The sequence below is a fragment of the Pseudonocardia sp. DR1-2 genome, assembly GCF_023717215.1.
GTDB classification, from domain to species: domain Bacteria; phylum Actinomycetota; class Actinomycetes; order Mycobacteriales; family Pseudonocardiaceae; genus Pseudonocardia; species Pseudonocardia alni.
The window spans coordinates 452,523-468,913 of sequence record NZ_JAMQOF010000005.1 but is presented as its reverse complement, the minus strand read 5'-3'; the positions used below and the strand labels follow the sequence as shown (position 1 = coordinate 468,913).

General features: G+C 76.2%; 18 protein-coding genes. 6 read left to right on the top strand and 12 right to left on the bottom strand.

All coding sequences use genetic code 11. From position 1 onward, the window contains the following. Window positions 1-100: 100 nt before the first annotated feature. The 3 genes from ND486_RS17910 to ND486_RS17900 form a co-directional block, all read right to left on the bottom strand. Window positions 101-1,390: an aromatic acid/H+ symport family MFS transporter gene (locus ND486_RS17910; protein ID WP_251785253.1), complete on the bottom strand. Its 1,290-nt coding sequence runs from the start codon at window positions 1,388-1,390 to the stop codon at window positions 101-103. 244 nt (window positions 1,391-1,634) lie between these two features. Next, complete coding sequence (locus ND486_RS17905; protein ID WP_208826345.1) at window positions 1,635-1,868, bottom strand: hypothetical protein; 234 nt, start codon at window positions 1,866-1,868, stop codon at window positions 1,635-1,637. Window positions 1,869-1,917: 49 nt separating this feature from the next. After that, window positions 1,918-2,118, bottom strand: a complete 201-nt coding sequence (locus tag ND486_RS17900) for a three-helix bundle dimerization domain-containing protein (protein WP_251785252.1) — start codon at window positions 2,116-2,118, stop codon at window positions 1,918-1,920. Between the two features lie 255 nt (window positions 2,119-2,373). Here ND486_RS17900 and ND486_RS17895 point away from each other — a divergent pair, with 255 nt between their 5' ends. After that, window positions 2,374-2,565: a hypothetical protein gene (locus ND486_RS17895; protein WP_251785250.1), complete on the top strand. Its 192-nt coding sequence runs from the start codon at window positions 2,374-2,376 to the stop codon at window positions 2,563-2,565. 1 nt (window position 2,566) lies between these two features. On the opposite strand, the gene ND486_RS17890 is transcribed toward ND486_RS17895, so the two are convergent. Together ND486_RS17890 and ND486_RS17885 are read right to left on the bottom strand one after the other, a co-directional pair. Further along, on the bottom strand, window positions 2,567-3,295 hold the full coding sequence (locus ND486_RS17890) for a response regulator transcription factor (RefSeq protein ID WP_251785248.1): 729 nt from the start codon (window positions 3,293-3,295) through the stop codon (window positions 2,567-2,569). Beyond that, window positions 3,292-4,416 carry a sensor histidine kinase gene (locus ND486_RS17885; protein WP_251785246.1) on the bottom strand — a complete coding sequence of 375 codons (1,125 nt, stop codon included), beginning with the start codon at window positions 4,414-4,416 and terminating at the stop codon, window positions 3,292-3,294. The genes ND486_RS17890 and ND486_RS17885 overlap by 4 nt, the downstream gene beginning before the upstream one ends. A 112-nt stretch (window positions 4,417-4,528) precedes the next feature. On the opposite strand from ND486_RS17885, the gene ND486_RS17880 reads away from it, so the two are divergent. The 5 genes from ND486_RS17880 (at window position 4,529) to ND486_RS17860 (ending at window position 9,266) form a co-directional block, all read left to right on the top strand. After that, window positions 4,529-5,470 (top strand): ABC transporter ATP-binding protein, encoded by a 942-nt coding sequence (locus ND486_RS17880; RefSeq protein WP_251785244.1) that lies wholly within the window; start codon window positions 4,529-4,531, stop codon window positions 5,468-5,470. Further along, on the top strand, window positions 5,467-6,240 hold the full coding sequence (locus tag ND486_RS17875) for an ABC transporter permease (protein WP_251785242.1): 774 nt from the start codon (window positions 5,467-5,469) through the stop codon (window positions 6,238-6,240). The genes ND486_RS17880 and ND486_RS17875 overlap by 4 nt, the downstream gene beginning before the upstream one ends. Window positions 6,241-6,370: 130 nt before the next feature. Further along, window positions 6,371-7,789, top strand: a complete 1,419-nt coding sequence (locus ND486_RS17870; RefSeq protein ID WP_224401968.1) for a fatty acid desaturase — start codon at window positions 6,371-6,373, stop codon at window positions 7,787-7,789. Continuing rightward, on the top strand, window positions 7,789-7,980 hold the full coding sequence (locus tag ND486_RS17865) for a ferredoxin (protein WP_062396337.1): 192 nt from the start codon (window positions 7,789-7,791) through the stop codon (window positions 7,978-7,980). Before ND486_RS17870 ends, ND486_RS17865 begins: the two co-directional genes overlap by 1 nt. Window positions 7,981-8,051: 71 nt before the next feature. Further along, a complete protein-coding gene (locus ND486_RS17860) occupies window positions 8,052-9,266 on the top strand; it encodes a helix-turn-helix domain-containing protein (RefSeq protein WP_251785235.1) in 1,215 nt (404 codons plus the stop codon). 169 nt (window positions 9,267-9,435) lie between these two features. Here the strand turns inward: ND486_RS17860 and ND486_RS17855 are convergent, their stop codons facing one another. The 7 genes from ND486_RS17855 to ND486_RS17825 all read right to left on the bottom strand — a co-directional run bounded on the left by ND486_RS17855 (window position 9,436) and on the right by ND486_RS17825 (window position 16,346). Further along, window positions 9,436-10,341 (bottom strand): hypothetical protein, encoded by a 906-nt coding sequence (locus tag ND486_RS17855; RefSeq protein WP_251785231.1) that lies wholly within the window; start codon window positions 10,339-10,341, stop codon window positions 9,436-9,438. A gap of 239 nt (window positions 10,342-10,580) precedes the next feature. Further along, entirely contained in the window at window positions 10,581-10,763 is a 183-nt protein-coding gene (locus ND486_RS17850) for a hypothetical protein (RefSeq protein WP_157818271.1), read from the bottom strand. Between the two features lie 66 nt (window positions 10,764-10,829). Continuing rightward, window positions 10,830-11,945 carry an MSMEG_0565 family glycosyltransferase gene (locus tag ND486_RS17845; protein WP_251785230.1) on the bottom strand — a complete coding sequence of 372 codons (1,116 nt, stop codon included), beginning with the start codon at window positions 11,943-11,945 and terminating at the stop codon, window positions 10,830-10,832. Between the two features lie 3 nt (window positions 11,946-11,948). After that, complete coding sequence (locus ND486_RS17840; RefSeq protein WP_251785228.1) at window positions 11,949-12,791, bottom strand: carbon-nitrogen hydrolase family protein; 843 nt, start codon at window positions 12,789-12,791, stop codon at window positions 11,949-11,951. A 1-nt stretch (window position 12,792) separates the two neighbouring features. Further along, window positions 12,793-13,659 carry a carbon-nitrogen hydrolase family protein gene (locus ND486_RS17835; RefSeq protein ID WP_251785226.1) on the bottom strand — a complete coding sequence of 289 codons (867 nt, stop codon included), beginning with the start codon at window positions 13,657-13,659 and terminating at the stop codon, window positions 12,793-12,795. Next, complete coding sequence (locus tag ND486_RS17830) at window positions 13,656-15,182, bottom strand: MSMEG_0567/sll0787 family protein (RefSeq protein ID WP_251785225.1); 1,527 nt, start codon at window positions 15,180-15,182, stop codon at window positions 13,656-13,658. The genes ND486_RS17835 and ND486_RS17830 overlap by 4 nt, the downstream gene beginning before the upstream one ends. A 3-nt stretch (window positions 15,183-15,185) precedes the next feature. Continuing rightward, on the bottom strand, window positions 15,186-16,346 hold the full coding sequence (locus tag ND486_RS17825; RefSeq protein WP_251785223.1) for an MSMEG_0568 family radical SAM protein: 1,161 nt from the start codon (window positions 16,344-16,346) through the stop codon (window positions 15,186-15,188). Window positions 16,347-16,391: the final 45 nt, after the last annotated feature.

Below are 16,391 nucleotides of genomic sequence, written 5' to 3'. Positions count from 1 at the left end.
TGGGATGGGGTCGTGGAGTGGTGCGGCGAGTGTGGGCGGCGTCGCACCCACTCCACGATCCGATCCGCGCGACCGCTGGCCGGACCGCGCACGCCCCCTGTTACGAGTGCGTGGCGGCGCCCCGCGGCACCAGCGCCATCACGATCGCGCCCAGTACGGCGGGGATCGCGAAGGCGAGGAAGTTCGCGGCGAACCCGGCCCCGGTCGCCATCACGACGCCGCCGTAGAGCGGCCCGGCGATGGCCCCGATCCGGCCGATCCCCAGCGACCAGCCGAGCCCGGCGGCGCGCAGGTGCTCCGGGTAGAACGTGGCGGTGTAGGAGTTGACGATGATCGTCGTGCCGATCGTGCAGGCGCCGGCGACGGCGATCAGGCCGAGCAGCACCGGCGTCGGGAAGCGGTTCATCAGCAGCAGGATCGACGCCGCCGCGGTCAGGAACATCCCGGTGACGACCGGGCGCGGCCCGACCCGGTCGGCGAGCGCCCCGAGCAGCGGTGCCCCGACGATCGCGCCGAGGTTGAGCGCCAGCAGGAACGCCAGCGCCCCGCCCAGCGGGTAGCCGGCCTGGCGCATGATCTGGGCGAGCCAGGTGTTGAGGCCGTAGACCAGCAGCAGCCCGAACCCGGTGCCGACCCAGAACAGCAGCGTCCCGCGCAGATGGTGGCGGTCGAGCAGCGCCCGCAGCCCGGCGCGGCCGTGACCGGCCGGGGCGTCACCGGGGACGGGCATCCCGTAGCGGGCGGCCAGCGCGGCCGCCTCCTCACGACGGCCCCGTCCGACCAGGTAGGACACCGACTCCGGCAGCGCCGCGGCGACGACGACCAGCAGCACCGCGCCGACCCCGGCACCGATCCAGAACAGCGCCCGCCAGCCCAGCTGCTCCAGCAGCACGATCCCGGACAGCGCCGCGACGACACCACCGACGGAGTAGCCGGAGAACATCAGCGCGTTCGCCGCGTTGCGCCGCCCCGCGGGGGCGTACTCGACGGTGAGCGCGATCGCGGTCGGCACGACACCGCCCAGCCCGACGCCCGCGACGAAGCGCAGCAGCCCGAACACCTCGGGCGACGGCGCGAGCGCACACAGCGCCATCGCCGCCGAGAACCAGGCGATGCAGAGGATCATCAGCCGCCGCCGCCCGATGCGGTCGGTGAGCGTCCCGGCCAGCAGCGCGCCGACGAGCATGCCGACCAGCGCCAGCGAGCCGATCCAGCCCGCGGTACCCGCGTCGAGGGCCCACTCGCCGGAGATCAGGGTGGGCAGCACGGTGCCGTAGACGATGAGGTCGTAACCGTCGACGACGATCGCCGTCCAGCACAGCGCGATGACCCAGGCGCGGGAGCGGGTCCCGGTACCGGGTGGCGCGGAACGGTCGGACACGTCGGTCATGCGTACCTCCTCGGACGGCTTCGTCGAGGACGCACCTTATGTCGTTTACGTGCCGCACGTCACCATCCAGGCATGACGAACGGCGTCCGGGTCCGGTCGCGCTGCGTCCGGACCCGGACGGCCCCGCACCACGGACGGCCCCGCACCACGGACGGCCCCGCACCACGGACGGCCCCGCACCACGGACGGCCCCGCACCACGGGCGACCCCGGTACGGGCGGCGGCCCCGACAGGGAGTGCCGGCTCAGTCCGTCGGGGCGTCGACCCCGGTCCCGGCGTCGTCCGGCTCCCCGGCGCCCCCGACCGGTTCCGGTTCGGCCGCGCCCTCGGACGTGGTGTCCGCGGACTCCTCGCGGTCGGCCTCGGTGTCCCCGGCGTCGATCCGCCGGCCGAGCACCCGTTCCTCGAGCTCGTCGAGTGCGCGTTCCGGGTCGATCGGGGGGCTCTCGCGTCCGGTGTCGTTCTCGTCGTCGCTCACCCGACGGGGATACCCGGACGCCGCGAGGCCCATACCGGGTGCGGAGGCCTCAGAGTCCGACGGTCGGCTGGTCCAGGCGGACCCGGGCCAGGCGCTCCACGAGCTCGGGCAGCGCGCCAACCGGACTGCCCCGCAGGTCGTCGCAGGCCTGCGCGACGGCGGCGACCACGGCGTCGCGGCTGATGGCGGGACCGAACTCCTCGAGCAGTCGGCTGACCGCGTCGGCGGCCCGGGCGAGGTCGGGCGTCACCGCAGGCCACCGTAGGACCGACGGCAGGAGCGCGCCCGGTGACGACACGGACGGAGTCCGGAACGGATACCCATCTGTGTGTCGGCCATGACGATCCCTCCATCGATCTTCACCCGGTCGGCGGTGAGTACCCGACGCCGGTCGCCTCAATCGCGTCGGAACGGGTGATCCGGCGACGACGGAGCGCGATCGTGACACCCTGTCTCGTTCTGAGACGGACCGTGTGACGCTCCGTCCGGCGGGTACGGACGGGACATGGACGACGACGCCCAGGACCCCCGGGACGCACCCGACCCCGCAGGTGAGCAGTTCGAGACCGAGCAGAACACGGTGGAACGCCAGGCGCCCGGCCGCACCGCCGACGAGGCCGGAACCGAGCCGGGCGTGCTGCCCGTCGACCCGCCCCTGGTCGGGGAGGACACCACCGCCTCGCCGCCGTCGGACTGAGTCAGGTCCCGTCCTGCTCGACCCGCCGCCGTGGTGGGTCGAGCAGACCGTGGTGCAGGGCCCGCAGCACCGCGCGGGTCCGGTCCCGCGTCCCCAGCTTCGCCAGCACGCTGGACACGTGGTTCTTCACCGTGCCCTCCGCCAGCACGAGGACCTGCGCGATCTCGCGGTTGCTGTGCCCGGCGGCGAGCAGCCGCAGCACCTCGACCTCACGGGCCGACAGGTCCTGCGGGGCGAGACCGGACACGTCCTCGGACGGGGGCGGGCCGTCGCGCACCGCCCGCAGCAGCCGGTCGGTGACGGCCGGGCTGATCAGGGTGCCGCCGTCGGCGAGGGTCCGTACCGCGCCGACGAGCTGGTCCAGGGTCACGTCCTTGAGCAGGTAGCCGCGGGCCCCGGCGCGCAGCGCGGACAGGACCAGCTCGTCGTCGTCGAAGGTGGTGAGGACGAGCACCGGCACGTCGAGCCCGCGCGAGCGCAGCTCGGCCAGCGCCCACAGCCCGTCGTGACGCGGCATGCGCAGGTCCAGCAGCACCACGTCCGGCTCGTGCGCGGCGACGGCGGCCACCCCTTCCGCGCCGTCCCCGGCCTCGGCGACGACCTCGACGCCATCGGCCAGGCCGAGCAGCCCGCGGATGCCGTGGCGCACCAGGGTCTGGTCGTCGACGAGCACGACGCGGACCGTCGTGGCCCCCGGTCCGGCACCGCCCGGGCCCGCACCGGCCCTCACGGCAGCTCCGCGGTCACGGCGAACCCGCGCGGTACGGCCGGGCCCCAGTCGACCGACCCGCCGAACGCCCCGGCCCGCTCGGCCAGGCCGCGCAGCCCGTTGCCGGGGACTGCGCCGGCGGCGGCGCCACGGCCGTCGTCGCGGGCGGCCAGCCGCAGACCGCCGCCGGGCACGGGGGACAGGTCGATCCAGACGGTGTCGGCGTCGCCGTGCCGGATGGCGTTGGTGAGGATCTCCTGCACGCAGCGGACCACCGCGAGGGTGCGTTCCTCGTCGGCGGCGACCCCCTCGGCGACGCGCACGTGCACCACCGGGCGGGGCAGCTGCTCGCCGATCCGCTCCAGGGTGGCGGCCAGGTCGGGGGCGCGGCTGCGCAGCTGCCCGACGGTCGTGCGGACGTCGGCGAGCAGGTCACCGGCCAGCGCACGGGCCCGCGCGACGTGCCCGCCCGGGTCGTCGCCGGTGTGCGTCGCGATCTCCAGCTCCAGGGCGAGCGCGGTGAGCTGGTGCCCGACGAGGTCGTGCAGCTCCCGGGAGATCCGTAGCCGCTCCTGCGCCCGGCTGGTCTCGGCGAGCGCGGCGCCCGCGGCCGCGAGCTCGGCGTGCGCTGCGGCGAGGCGTCGTCGCGACGCCTCCTCGCGGTGCAGCGCCACGATGAGCAGCACCGAGGCGCTCTGCAGCAGCAGGTAGATCGCGCCGGTGACCGCCGCGACCTGCACCGAGCTGCCCGCGACCAGCGCCGCCGCCGCGGCCACCCCGACGTTGCCGACGACGATCGCGGCGGTCACCGGGCCCCGCAGGTGGTAGGTGGAGACGGACGCGGTGACGACCAGGAGGATCGGCAGCCAGCCGAACTGCGCGCCGAGCAGGACCAGCGCCGCCGACGCGAGCACCATCAGCGCGAGCAGCACGCGGACCGCGACCACCCCGACGACCTCGTCCAGCCAGCCCCCCACCACCAGCGCGAGGAGGAACGCGGCGTAGGTGGCCCACCACAGCCACGGCGGGCCCAGGGGGCTCGCGACCCCGGCGGCCTGCTCCAGCGCCACCGGGACGGCGAGGATGCCGCACAGGACGGTCATGATGAGCCCGGCCACGACGTTCGGGTCGATCCGGCGCATACCGGACACGGTAGGCCACGGTGCGGCGCGGGCACCGGTGCCGGAAGTCATGGTCCGGGGTCACGACGTCCGGCACTGACCCCGGCGCCGTCCGGCCGCCACCGTGGACGGCATGGATGCGATCGAGGTGCACCGGCTGCACAAGCGCTACGGCGACACGGTGGCCGCCGACGGTGTCGACCTGTCGGTGCCCGCGGGGTCGGTCGTCGGGCTGCTCGGACCCAACGGCGCCGGCAAGACGACGACCGTCGAGTGCGTCGCGGGGCTGCGCGCCCCCGACTCGGGCACGGTGCGGGTGCTCGGGCTGGACCCGCGCCGCGACCGGCGCGCCGTCCGCGCCGTCCTGGGGGTGCAGCTGCAGGAGGCCGCCCTGCACGACATGCTTACCGCCGCCGAGCTCGTGCACCTGCACCGGTCCCTGCACCGCACCGGGCGCGACCCGGCGGAGCTGCTCGACGCGGTCGGGTTGTCCGCGCACGCCGGGACCCGCTTCGACCGGCTCTCCGGCGGCCAGGCGCAGCGCCTGTCGGTGGCGCTCGCGCTGGTGGGGGCGCCCCGGGTGGTGGTCCTCGACGAGCTGACCACCGGCCTGGACCCGGCGTCCCGGGAGACCGTGCTCGACCTGGTGCGTGACCTCGCCGCCGACGGTGTCGCGGTGCTGCTGGTCAGCCACCGGATGGACGAGGTCGAGCGGCTCTGCGACCGGGTCCTGCTGCTCGACGCGGGCCGGGTCGTCGCCGACGCGACCCCGGCCGGGCTCGTCGCGGCCGCCGGCCTCGGGGAGTACGTCCGGTTCCGGACCGACGCCGCGTTCGACCGGGCCGCGTTGCTCGCCCTGCCCGGCGTCGCGGAGGTGTCCCGGGTCGGGCACGACGTCACCGTGACCGGCGGGGGCGGGCTGCTGGGCCCGGTCGGGGCCGAGCTCGTCCGGCAGGGCGTCGTGGCCACCGGGCTGCGTGTCGAGCGCCCCGGCCTCGACGAGGCGTTCCTGGCGCTCACCGGACACCGGAGCCGTGCGGACCGCCCGGCGACGGCGGGGGAGGTGGCGGCATGAGCGCCCCGGCCCGGTCCGGGCTGCCGCTCGCCGGGTGGCGGGCGCTCGCCGCCGCCGAGCTCAGGATGGTCGCCCGGGACACCGCGGGCCTGGTGGTCCCGTTGGTGCTGCCGCTGCTGATCCTGGTCATGGTCGGGGCCACCGCGCCGGAGCTGCCCCCCGACGTCCTCGGCGGCCGGTCGGTGGTGGAGGTCGTCGGGCTGCCGGTCGCGATCGCCACGGTGCTCGCACTGGTCGGCATGGTGAACGTGCCGAGCTTCGTGGCGGCCTACCGGCGCAGCGGGGTGCTGCGCCGGCTCGGGGTCACCCCGGCGGGCCCGGTCCCGGTGCTGGTGGCGCAGGCGGTGGTCGGGGTCGGGCAGGTCGCGGCCGGTGCCGGGGTCGCGCTGGCGGTCGCGGTGCCGGTGTTCGGCGCGCGGATGCCCGCCGCGCCGTGGGCGGCGCTGGGCGGGCTGGTCCTGGCCACGGCGGCGTTCTTCGCGGTGGGCGCGCTCGTCGCGGCGCTGGCCCCGACGGCGAACGCGGCCGTCGCGGGCGGTGTTCTGCTGTTCTTCGGCACCGGGCTGCTCGGCGGCATGTTCGGCGACCCGCGGAGCCTCCCCGGACCGCTCGCCGGGATCGGCCGGACCCTGCCCTACGGCGCGACGTCGGAGCTGCTCGGGACGGCGTGGCGCGGGGTCCCGCCGGACACCGGCGCCGTCGTCGGGCTGGTCGTCGCGGTGCTGGTCGGGGCGGTGGGCGCGGTCCGGTTGTTCCGCTGGGACCGCTGACGAACTGCGCGTTCGGTCCGCGGGACCGAACGGGGCGCCGATCTTCGGTCCCGACGACCGAGGAATCGTGCGCCGATCTCCCTACCGTCTGCCCCGACGTTCCGTCAGAGCCGACGCGAGGAGGAACCCGATGCGGACCTATGCACTGTCCGAACCGGTGGACGGTCAGCACACCTGGCACGACGGCAAGCGCTACGCCTGGCTGCTGGGTCTGCTGGTCCCGGTCCTGCCGTTCCTCGCGATCGGTCTGCACCTGGCCACCGGCTGGTCGGTGGCGCTGTGGCTGGGTCCGATCGTCGTGCTCGGCATCGTCCCGACGATCGACCTGTTCGCGGGCAAGGACCCGACGAACCCGCCGGACGAGGTGATGGAGGAGCTGGAGGAGGACCGCTACTACCGCTGGGTCACCTACGCCTACCTCCCGCTGCAGTACGCGGGCCTGTTCGCCGGGATGTTCTACATCGCCACCGCCGGGGCGCCGGTCGTCGGCAACATCGGTCTCGCGGTCACCCTCGGCACCGTCGCCGGCGTCGCCATCAACACCGCCCACGAGCTGGGCCACAAGCGCGAGGACGTGGAGCGCTGGGCCGCCAAGATCGCGCTCGCCCCGAGCTTCTACGGCCACTTCTACGTCGAGCACAACCGCGGCCACCACGTGCGCGTCTCCACCCCGGACGACCCGGCCTCGGCCCGGATGGGCGAGAGCTTCTACCGGTTCTGGCCGCGCACCGTGTTCGGCTCGCTGACCAGCGCCTGGCGCCTGGAGCGCAAGCGCTACGCCCGCCGCGACCGGCACCCGTTCCGGATCGGCAACGACGTCCTCAACGCCTGGCTGATGTCGGTGGTGCTGTGGGGCGCGATCATCGCGTCGTTCGGCTGGGGCGTGCTGCCCTACCTGCTGATCCAGGCCGTCTTCGGGTTCACCCTGCTCGAGCTGGTGAACTACATGGAGCACTACGGGATGCTGCGCCAGAAGGTCGGCCCGCCGGACCGCCGCCGCTACGAGCGCGTGCTGCCCGAGCACTCCTGGAACTCCAACAACATCGCCACCAACGTGCTGCTCTACCACCTGCAGCGACACTCCGACCACCACGCGAACCCGGTCCGCCGGTTCCAGACGCTGCGCGACTTCCCGGAGGCCCCGGTCCTGCCGACCGGCTACACCGGGATGATGCTGGCCGCGACCGTCCCGCCGGTGTTCCGCCGGCTGATGGACCCGCTGGTGGTGGCGCACTACGACGGCGACCTGCGCTACGCCAACCTGCAGCCCGGCAAGCGTGACGAGCTGCTCGCCGCCTACCCGCCGCCCGCCGACCCGGCCCCGGTCGCCGACACCGCCGCCGACGTCACCCGTCGCGCGCAGAGCGACGCCGTCACCGCGGCCCGCTGCCCCGGCTGCGGGTACACCTACGAGGTCGCAGCGGGCAACGAGGCCGAGGGCTTCCCGGCGGGAACCCCGTGGTCGCAGGTCCCCGACGACTGGTGCTGCCCGGACTGCGGGGTCCGCGAGAAGGTCGACTTCGTCGCGCTGACCACCGAGGAGGTCTGATGCGCATCGTCGCCGACCTCGACGCCTGCCAGGGCATCGGGATGTGCGAGGCGATGGCCGACGGCTGGTTCGAGGTGGGGGAGGACGACGTGGTCGTCGTCCGCGACGAGCACCCGCCCGAGTCCGAGCGGGCCCACGTCGACGCCGCCGTGCGCGCCTGCCCCGCCCGCGCACTGGCCCTGGAGAACTGAGCACCTCGCCGCGACGCCCGCCCGGCACCGGATCCCCGGAGCCGGGCGGGCGTCGCGCTACGGTCGGTCCCGTGTCGACGGTGACCGCCCTGCTCGCCCGCCTCGCCACCGAGGTCCGCGACGACGTCGAGGCGCTCGGTGCGCGGGTGCTCGTCGAGATCGACGCCGGGCTGCCCGAGCTCGGCCGCGACCCCCGCGTGCGCGAGCTGCTGGTCGCCACCGTGCAGGGCTCGCTGGAAGGGGCGCTGGTCGTGCTGACCGGCCGGGCCCAGGACGACGTGCCGCTGCCCCCGGTCGCCGGGGAGCTCGCCCGCCGACTCGCCCAGCAGGGGGTCCCGGTCACGGTCGTCCTGCGGGCCTACCGGCTGGGCCAGTCGGTGTTCCAGCAGGAGCTCATCGGCCGCATCGCCGGGTCCGGGCTGGGGACAGCCGAGGTCGGGGACGCCGTCCGTGCGCTCACCGCGGTCGCCTTCGGCTACGTCGACCGGGTCTCCGAGGAGATGGTCGCGGTCCACCAGGCCGAACGCGACGGCTGGGTCCGCCGCCGCGACGCGGCCCGCCTCGCGATGGTCGACGCGGTGCTCGCCGGGCGCGGCGGCACCGTCACCGAGGTCGAGGCGGCGCTCGGGCACCCGGTCGCGGGGGAGCACCTGGCCGCGGTGCTCTGGGTCGACCCGGACGCCCCCGATCCCGGCCGGGCCCTGGAACGTGCCGTCGCCGACGTCGGCGCCGCCCTCGGCTGCACCCGCGCCCCGCTCGTCGTCGCCCCGGACGCGGTCACGTCCTGGGCCTGGTACCCCGGCACGGGCGGGCCGGTGACCCTGCCGCCCGGACCGGTGTCGGTCGCGCTCGGCGGGCCCGGCCGCGGCCTCGACGGGTTCCGCGGCGCGCACCGCCGGGCCCGCCGGGTGCAGGAGGTGGTCACCGCCGCCGCTCCCGCCGCCCGGCTCCCGGTCACCACCGCCGACGACCTCGGCCCGCTGCTGCTGCTCGACGCGGGCACCGACCTGCTCGCCGACCGGGTCGCCGAGATCCTCGGCGACCTCGCGATCGACGACGAGCAGCACGCCCGGCTCCGCGACACCCTCGCCGCCTACCTGCGCGGCGGCGGCAGCCTCGTCGCGGCGGCGGGCGAGCTGCACCTGCACAAGAACACCGTGCAGTACCGGCTGCGCCGCGCCGAGGAGGTCCGGGGCCGGCCCCTCGGCGACGACCGGCTCGACGTCGAGGTGGCGCTCCTGGCCTGCCGGGTCCTCGGGGCGACCGTGCTGCGCCCGGCCGACTGACCGGCTCCGCGCGCCGACCCGTCGGCTGCCCCGGTGATCCGCCGGGCCCCGGTGATCCGCCGGCTTCGCTGATCCGCTGTCCGAGTGCCGATCCGCTGTCCGCGCGGTGATCCGCTCCGCGCGCGCGTCCGGACACGCGCGGGCAACGGATCACCACGCGGGGTACGGATCATGCTGCCCGCGGGAGCCGCTGCGCGACGGCGGCGAAGTCGTCGAGCTCCGCCCAGGTCCAGCGCACGACCGTCCGCACTCCGGGCCGGGCACGCAGGGCGTCCTCACGCCGTTTCTCCCGGACGACGGCGTCGGCCGCGCTCTCTCCCGGGCGTCGCGACCGCCCGTACTTGCCGAGGCCGTCGAACTCCCCGACCACCCCGTGGTCGGGCCACCAGAAGTCGACGACCCCGGTCCGGTGGCCCCGCTCGTCGAGCACGGGATGCTGCAGCACCGGGCTCGCCACGTGCAGGCGGGCCATCCGGACGCGACTGCGTGACTCGCCCGGTCCGTCCGCGCGGGCGTCGGCGAAGGCGACGACCGCCCGGGCCCGGCCGACGCCGTGGCGCCCGCAGGCGGCGAGTACCGCATCCCGCAGCCGGTCCGGCGTGACGAGGTGGCGGTGCAGGGCCGCGTCGGCGACGGCCACGGCGGTCTCGAACGGTGCTGTGCGGGCCACGTCGACGACGGTGCGGGCCACCGACGTCGTCGCGATGCCGCGGACGTCGACGACCTCGTCGGCGGACAACGGGGAGGCGTGTACGCGCAGCCGCGGCCCGCCGCGCCCGCCGGACGCGCCGTCCCGGGTGACGTGCACCGTGGTCAGAGGCACGCCCCAGACCGGCAGGCCGTGTCGAACGGCGGCGGACGGACCGCTGACCACGGCCCCGGGGGCGAGCGAGGGGACCGTCGCCTCCACCAGGGTCGCGTGCCGCGTCGAGGCGAATCGCAGACGCTCGTCGCCGGTCTCCAGGTACACACCGGGGCCGATCCCCGTCCATCGCCCGCTGCGCAGGGCGGCGCGGATCTCGGCCTCGGTCGTCCCGAGTCTCAGCAGGTCGCGGCGCAGCAGCGGTTCGTCCACGGCCCCGACCCTGCCCGCGCCCGGCGCCCGCGCCGGAGCGGATGCGCCACCTGTGGAGCATTCCCGCGATTGTGGACGGGCACCCGATGATCGCACTGTCGCGCGGTGATCCGCTCGGCGCGCGCGTCCGGACACGCGCGCCGAGCGGATCACCGCGCGGGGTGCGGATCAGGGCGCGGGCGGGGGACCGGGCGCGGCGGCGGACCGGCGCGGGCGCGGAGGGGCCGGCGGGCGGTGGGTCAGAGCTCGCCCGCGAGCACCTCGTGGCCGCGCAGCCGGGGCAGCCGCAGCACGACGGCGTCGCGGTCGTCGCGGGTGGGGCGGGTGCAGTGCGGGCAGCGGACCCCGGCGGCGTCGCCGTGGCGGGCGGCGCGGCACAGGGGCACGACGGTGGCCGGAGCGGGTGCCTCGTGAGCAGGCATCGGCGTACCCCCGAGACGTCGTCGTCGTGTGGTCACCCCAGGCTAGCGCAGTCGGTGTGGTCCCCGTCACCCCGTCGTCGTCACGCCGCGGTCGGCGAGGTGGGTCCGGTAGAGGCCGGCGTGCCGTTCCGCGGCGGCGGTCCAGGTGTGGTCGGCGGCCAGCGCGCGACCGGCGGCCGCCCGCCGCGGGTCGGGGGCGGCCAGTGCGTCGGCGAGCGCGGCGGCGAACCCGGCGGGGTCGCGGGCGAACCGTGCCGCGTCGCCGAACACCTCGCGCAGCACCGGCAGGTCCCGGGTCACCAGCGGGACCCCGGCGGCCAGCGCCTCCATCGCGGCCAGGCCGAAGCCCTCCTTGGCCGACGGGAACGCGAACGCCGCCGCACCCGCCATCAGGCCGGGCAGCGCGTCGTCGTCGACGGGGCCGAGGATGTCCGGGACGACGCCCAGCTCGTCGGCCCGGGCGAGCACCCGGGCGCGGTAGTCGCGGTAGTCGAACAGCGTCTCGCCGCCGCCGATCACCAGGCGGGTACCGGGCCCGAGCAGCGCCATCGCCTCGACCAGGTCGGCGGTGCCCTTGCGCGGCTCGATCCCGCCGACCGAGAGCACGTAGCGGCCGAACCGGGCCCGCCACGGCGCGCCGGCGCCGGCGTCGGCGGCCCGGGCGAACCGGGCGGCGTCGACGCCGTTGCCGATCACCGTCGCCTCCCGGCCCCAGCCGGCGCGCACCTCCGCGGCGACGGCCCGGGAGACGCACACCAGCGCGGCCGGATGCACCAGCGCGCGTTCGTGGCAGGCGGCCAGCTCGGGGGTGCTGAACTCGTCGAGGTGGTGCACGGTGCGCAGCAGCGAGCCGTAGCCGTGCGCGCGGCCCTCGGCGTTGGCGGACAGACAGTCCTGGGCGTGCCGCACGTCGACCGCGGGGGCGTCGGCCAGCCCGGCGGCCAGGAGGTCGATCGAGCGGAGGATGCGGGCGCCGACCGTCTCGCCGTCGACCTCCGGAACCGGGACCAGATGCACCGCGACGCGGGGGTCGACGGCCCGGAAGAAGCCGGTGTCCCCGCCCCGGGCCAGGGAGAACACCGCGACCTCGTGCCCGGCGGCGGCGAGCGCCTCGGCCAGCGCGAGGGTGTGCACGACCCCGCCGCGTGGCTTGGTGGAGTAGGTGGACAGCCGTATCCGCACCGCTCAGCCCCGGTACAGGTCGGGTCGGCGTTCCTTGAGGTGGTGCAGCACCGCGCGGGCGGAGGCGATCATCTCGTCGGGTTCGACGTCGGTGACGGCGAGCCCGCCCTTGGACCAGGTGCGGGCCAGGATGTCCCCGCCCGGCCCGACGACCTTCGCCCGGCCCAGGAAGTGCAGGGAACCGTTGCGCCCGCTCTGGTTCGCCGAGAGCAGCAGCACCTGGTTCTCGGCGGCGCGGGACTGGTCGTAGAGGTCGAACAGCCGGGCCTGGCGGTCCTGCGCCATCCGGGGGGCCCGGTTGGTCAGCGAGGTCGGCCAGGCCGACAGGCAGGCCAGCAGCTGCGCGCCGTCGAGCGCGAGCGAGCGGGCCGACTCGGGGAAGGTCTTGTCGTGGTCGATGAGCATCCCCATCCGCCCGGCGGGGGTGTCGAACGCGGTGAACCCGTCCCCGGCGGCGAACAGCCCGGCGACGCCCGCGGGCTGGTGCACCTTGCGGTGCCTGCCGAGCACGCCGTCCCCGGTCAGGCAGACCGCGGAGTTCCACCGCACGCCCGGCTCGGGGCCGGCCTCGCAGAACCCGACGCACACCACCATCTCCCGGGCGAGCGCGGCGACCGCGCGCACCTCGGGGCCGTCCGGGTCGAGCTCGGGCGGCAGCACCGCGCGGTCGTCCGGGTCGGCGGGATCGGGGCTGCGCAGGTCGTGCACGTAGCCGCCGAGCGCGCCGTCGGGCAGCACCAGCACGCTCACGCCCTGCTCCCGGGCGTGCGCGACGATGACACCGATCCGCTCCAGGTCGAACGCGACGTCGCGGGTGAAGTTCGCGGCCGCCGCGGCGACGCGCACCTCACACCCCCGCGCGGACCGGGCCCGGCCCGTAGGTCGCCGGACGGCGGTCACGCAGGTGCCCCATCACGCGGCGGGCCGCGTCCACCTCCGCGTCCACGTCGACGGTCGCGACGGCGAGTCCGGCCTCGCTGCCGGTCGTCGCCAGCACCTCGCCCCCCGGGTCGACGATCTTGGCGCTCGCCACCAGCTGCATGTCGCCGAACGTACCGGCCTGGTTGGCCGAGACCCAGACGAACTGGTTCTCCAGTGCCCGGGAGCGGTCGTGCAGGTCGAAGCGGCGGGCCCACCGGTCCTCGGCGAGGACCGGGGCACGGTTGGTCCGCGACGCCGGCCACGCCGACAGGCACAGCACGGTCCGGGCGCCGTCGTCGGCCAGCGCACGGGCCGCCTCGGGGAACGCCTTGTCGTAGCAGATCATCATGCCGGTCCGGCCGTACGGCGTGTCGAACGCGGCGAACCGGTCACCCGCGGCGTAGCTGGAGTTCTCGTTGATCGGCTGGTGCACCTTGCGGTGCCGTCCGAGCACCCCGTCCCCGGTGACGGCGACACAGGAGTTGTAGGGCCGCCCGCCGGACGCGGCGTCCCCGGTCTCGCAGTACCCGGCGGCGACGACCATGTCCCCGGCCAGTGCGACCAGCCGCCGGACCTCCGGTCCGTCCGGGTCCAGCTGCGGGGGCCGGTCGGCGGGGGTGCCGGGCACGTCGTGCAGCGACGACAGGTAGCCGCCCATCGCCGCCTCGGGAAGCGCGAGCACCTGCACCCCGGCCTCGCGGGCCCGGTCGATCGTGGCGGCGATGCGGGCGAAGTCCTCGTCGAGGTCGCGGACGAAGCCCTGCGCGGCGGCGCCGAACGTCGTGGGCGTCATCGAATCTCCTCGGGGTGGTGGACGGGGGCGCCGGCGCGGCCCATGCCGGTGACACCCGCGGTGACGGCCTCGGTCTGCTCGCCGTCGGGCCAGCGCAGCCGGACCCCGGCACCGGCGACGAGCTCGCCGCACTCGGCGGAGACCGCGGGGCCCGCGTCGGGGGCGGGTGCGCCGGGGTCGTCCGCGGTGAGCAGGCCGAACCCGGGGAAGCAGGTGAACCAGTCGCCCGCGGTGGCGCCGTCCGGCCGGGGGACGGCGGCGACGTCGAGGACGGCGCCGACGCCGGAGGCCTCGGCGAGCATGCCGAGGGTGCCGGCGAGCCCGGCCATCGACACGTCCTTCGCCGCGGCGGGGCGGTGCGGTGCGTCCGGACCGATGGCGCCGACGGTCGCGGCCAGCTCGGCGCGGGTGCGCGAGGTCGTCGAGTCCCACTGGCGTCCGGTGTAGCCGGGACGCCAGCCGCCGCCGAGATCGGTGGTGAGCCGCACCCGGTGCCCGGGCCGCCCGCCGCCGGCGGGGACGGGGCGGTCGGTGCGTCCGAGCGCGGTCAGCGACAGCGCCGCGGGCACGTCGAGCTGGGTGTGCCCGCCGAGCAGCGGGACGCCGTAGGCGTCGGCCGCCGCGCGTACCCCGCTCAGCACGCGGTGGGCGAAGGAGGCGTCCCGGGCGCCGACGGCGTCGAGCAGCCCGACCGGGGCGGCACCCATCGCCGCGAGGTCGTTGACGTTGACCAGCACGCCGGCCCAGCCCGCCCACTCCGGGTCGCGCTCGACCATCGCCGGCACGATCGCGTCGCAGCAGGCCACGACGTCGGTGCCCGGGACGGGGGCGCCGTCGTCGCCGACGAACCCGGCCGGGCCGAGGCCGCCGACCAGTGCACCCAGCGGTGACTTGGTGGCGACGACGAGGTCCTGGACGCGGGTCACCGGCCACCGCATCGTGACGTGCGGGGCCCCGGCGACCTCGCAGTCGCGGACCCGGGTCCAGCCGAGCCGGTCGAACAGGACCGCGCCCGCGGCCTGGACGTCGGCGTCGAAACGCAGGACGCCGGCGGCCTCGGCACGCGCGCAGGCGGCGCGGACCAGTGCCGCCCCGACGCGGACCCCGGTGCGGCGTCGCGCGGTGGGGGCGACGACCAGCCTGCTGCCGGTCCACCACCCGATGTCGGGGTGGGCCGCCCGGGCCGGGCCGAGGCGCACCCCGCCGAGCAGGGTCCCGTCGGCGTCGTGGGCGAGCAGGACGACCACGCGCGGGTCGGCGTCGTGGTCGTCGAGGTCGGCGGTGGGCCGGTCGGGGAACAGCCCCTGTTCGACGCAGAACACCGCGCGGCGCAGCGCTCGGTACCCGGCGACGCCGGAGTCGCCCGCGTCGTCGGCGCGGGCCTCGCGGATCGTCACCGGCGGGGTGTCGGTGCCGGCGACCGGGCGGCCGCCGAGCAGCTCGTCGGCGATCCAGCGGGGGGCGGGGGTCAGGTGACGGGGTGCCCCGCTCACGAAGCGGGGGCGGGGGTCGGTGGTACTCATGGCTCAGCCCCCCGCCGCCGACAGCGCACTGCACGCCCCGCAGGCCGCGCAGCCCGCGGCCTGGTCGGCGCCGCGCATCCCGGCGGCGCGGAGCACCGCGGCGACCCGGCCGGTGACGTCGGCGAGCAGGTCCGGGTCGGGAGCGGGAACCCCGTCGGCGAACGCGAGGGTGCCGGGCAGCGGCCGGTAGGGGACGACGAAGGGGTACACCCCGGCCGCGACGAGCTCCGCGGCGCCGGCGACGAGCTCGTCGGGGTCCTCCCCGAGGCCGACGATCAGGTAGGTCGACACCGCGTTCGGGCCGAACACCCGCACGGCCTCGTCCCAGGCCGCCCGGTACTGGGACAGCCCGACGGTGGCCTTCCCGGGCATCCAGCGCCGGCGGACGTCGTCGTCGAGGGACTCGACGTGGATGCCGATCGCGTCGGCGCCCGCGGCGGCCAGCTCGGCGAGCACACCGAGGTCGTCGGGGGCGGGCGGCTCGCACTGGACCTGGATCGGCAGCCCGGGGACGCGGTCGCGGACGGCGCGCACGCAGCGCAGCAGGTGCCGGGCGCCGCGGTCGCGACCGTTCGAGGTGCCGGTGGTCAGCACCATCTGGCGCACCCCGTCCAGGCGGACCGCGGCCTCGGCGACCTCCGCGAGCTGGTCGGGTGTCTTGACCGCCGTGGTGGCGCCGGACTCCAGGGACTGCTCGATGGCGCAGAAGCGGCAGCGGTCCGCCTCGCCGTAGCGCACGCAGGTCTGCACCACGGTGGAGGCGAGCACGTCGTCGCCGTGCAGGCGGGCGATCTTCTCGTAGGAGATGCCGTCGGCGGTGGTGAGGTCGTAGAACGCCGGCCGGGCGACGGTGTCGACGGCGACGCCCATGTCGGTCACGCCGCCGCCGGGCTCGCGGCGCAGCAGCCGCCCGTCCCGGAGCCGGTAGGGGGAGTCGGCGACGATCGGCACGGTGGTGGCCAGCCCGTCGACGAGCACGTGACCGTCGGCGGACGGCCCGGCCCCGCCGGGGCGGCGGAGCGGGATGACCGACCCGAGGTCGGTCACGCCGGAGGGGTGCCCGGGTCCGGTGTCGGACACGGTGTCGGGGTCGAGCCCCACGCCGCGGACGGCCAGCTCGGCGCGGGCCCGCAGACCGGGCTCGGTACGGGACGGTGCGGACATGCGGACGGACCTCCGGGGATGTGACGGGCCGGGTACGGCGGGGTG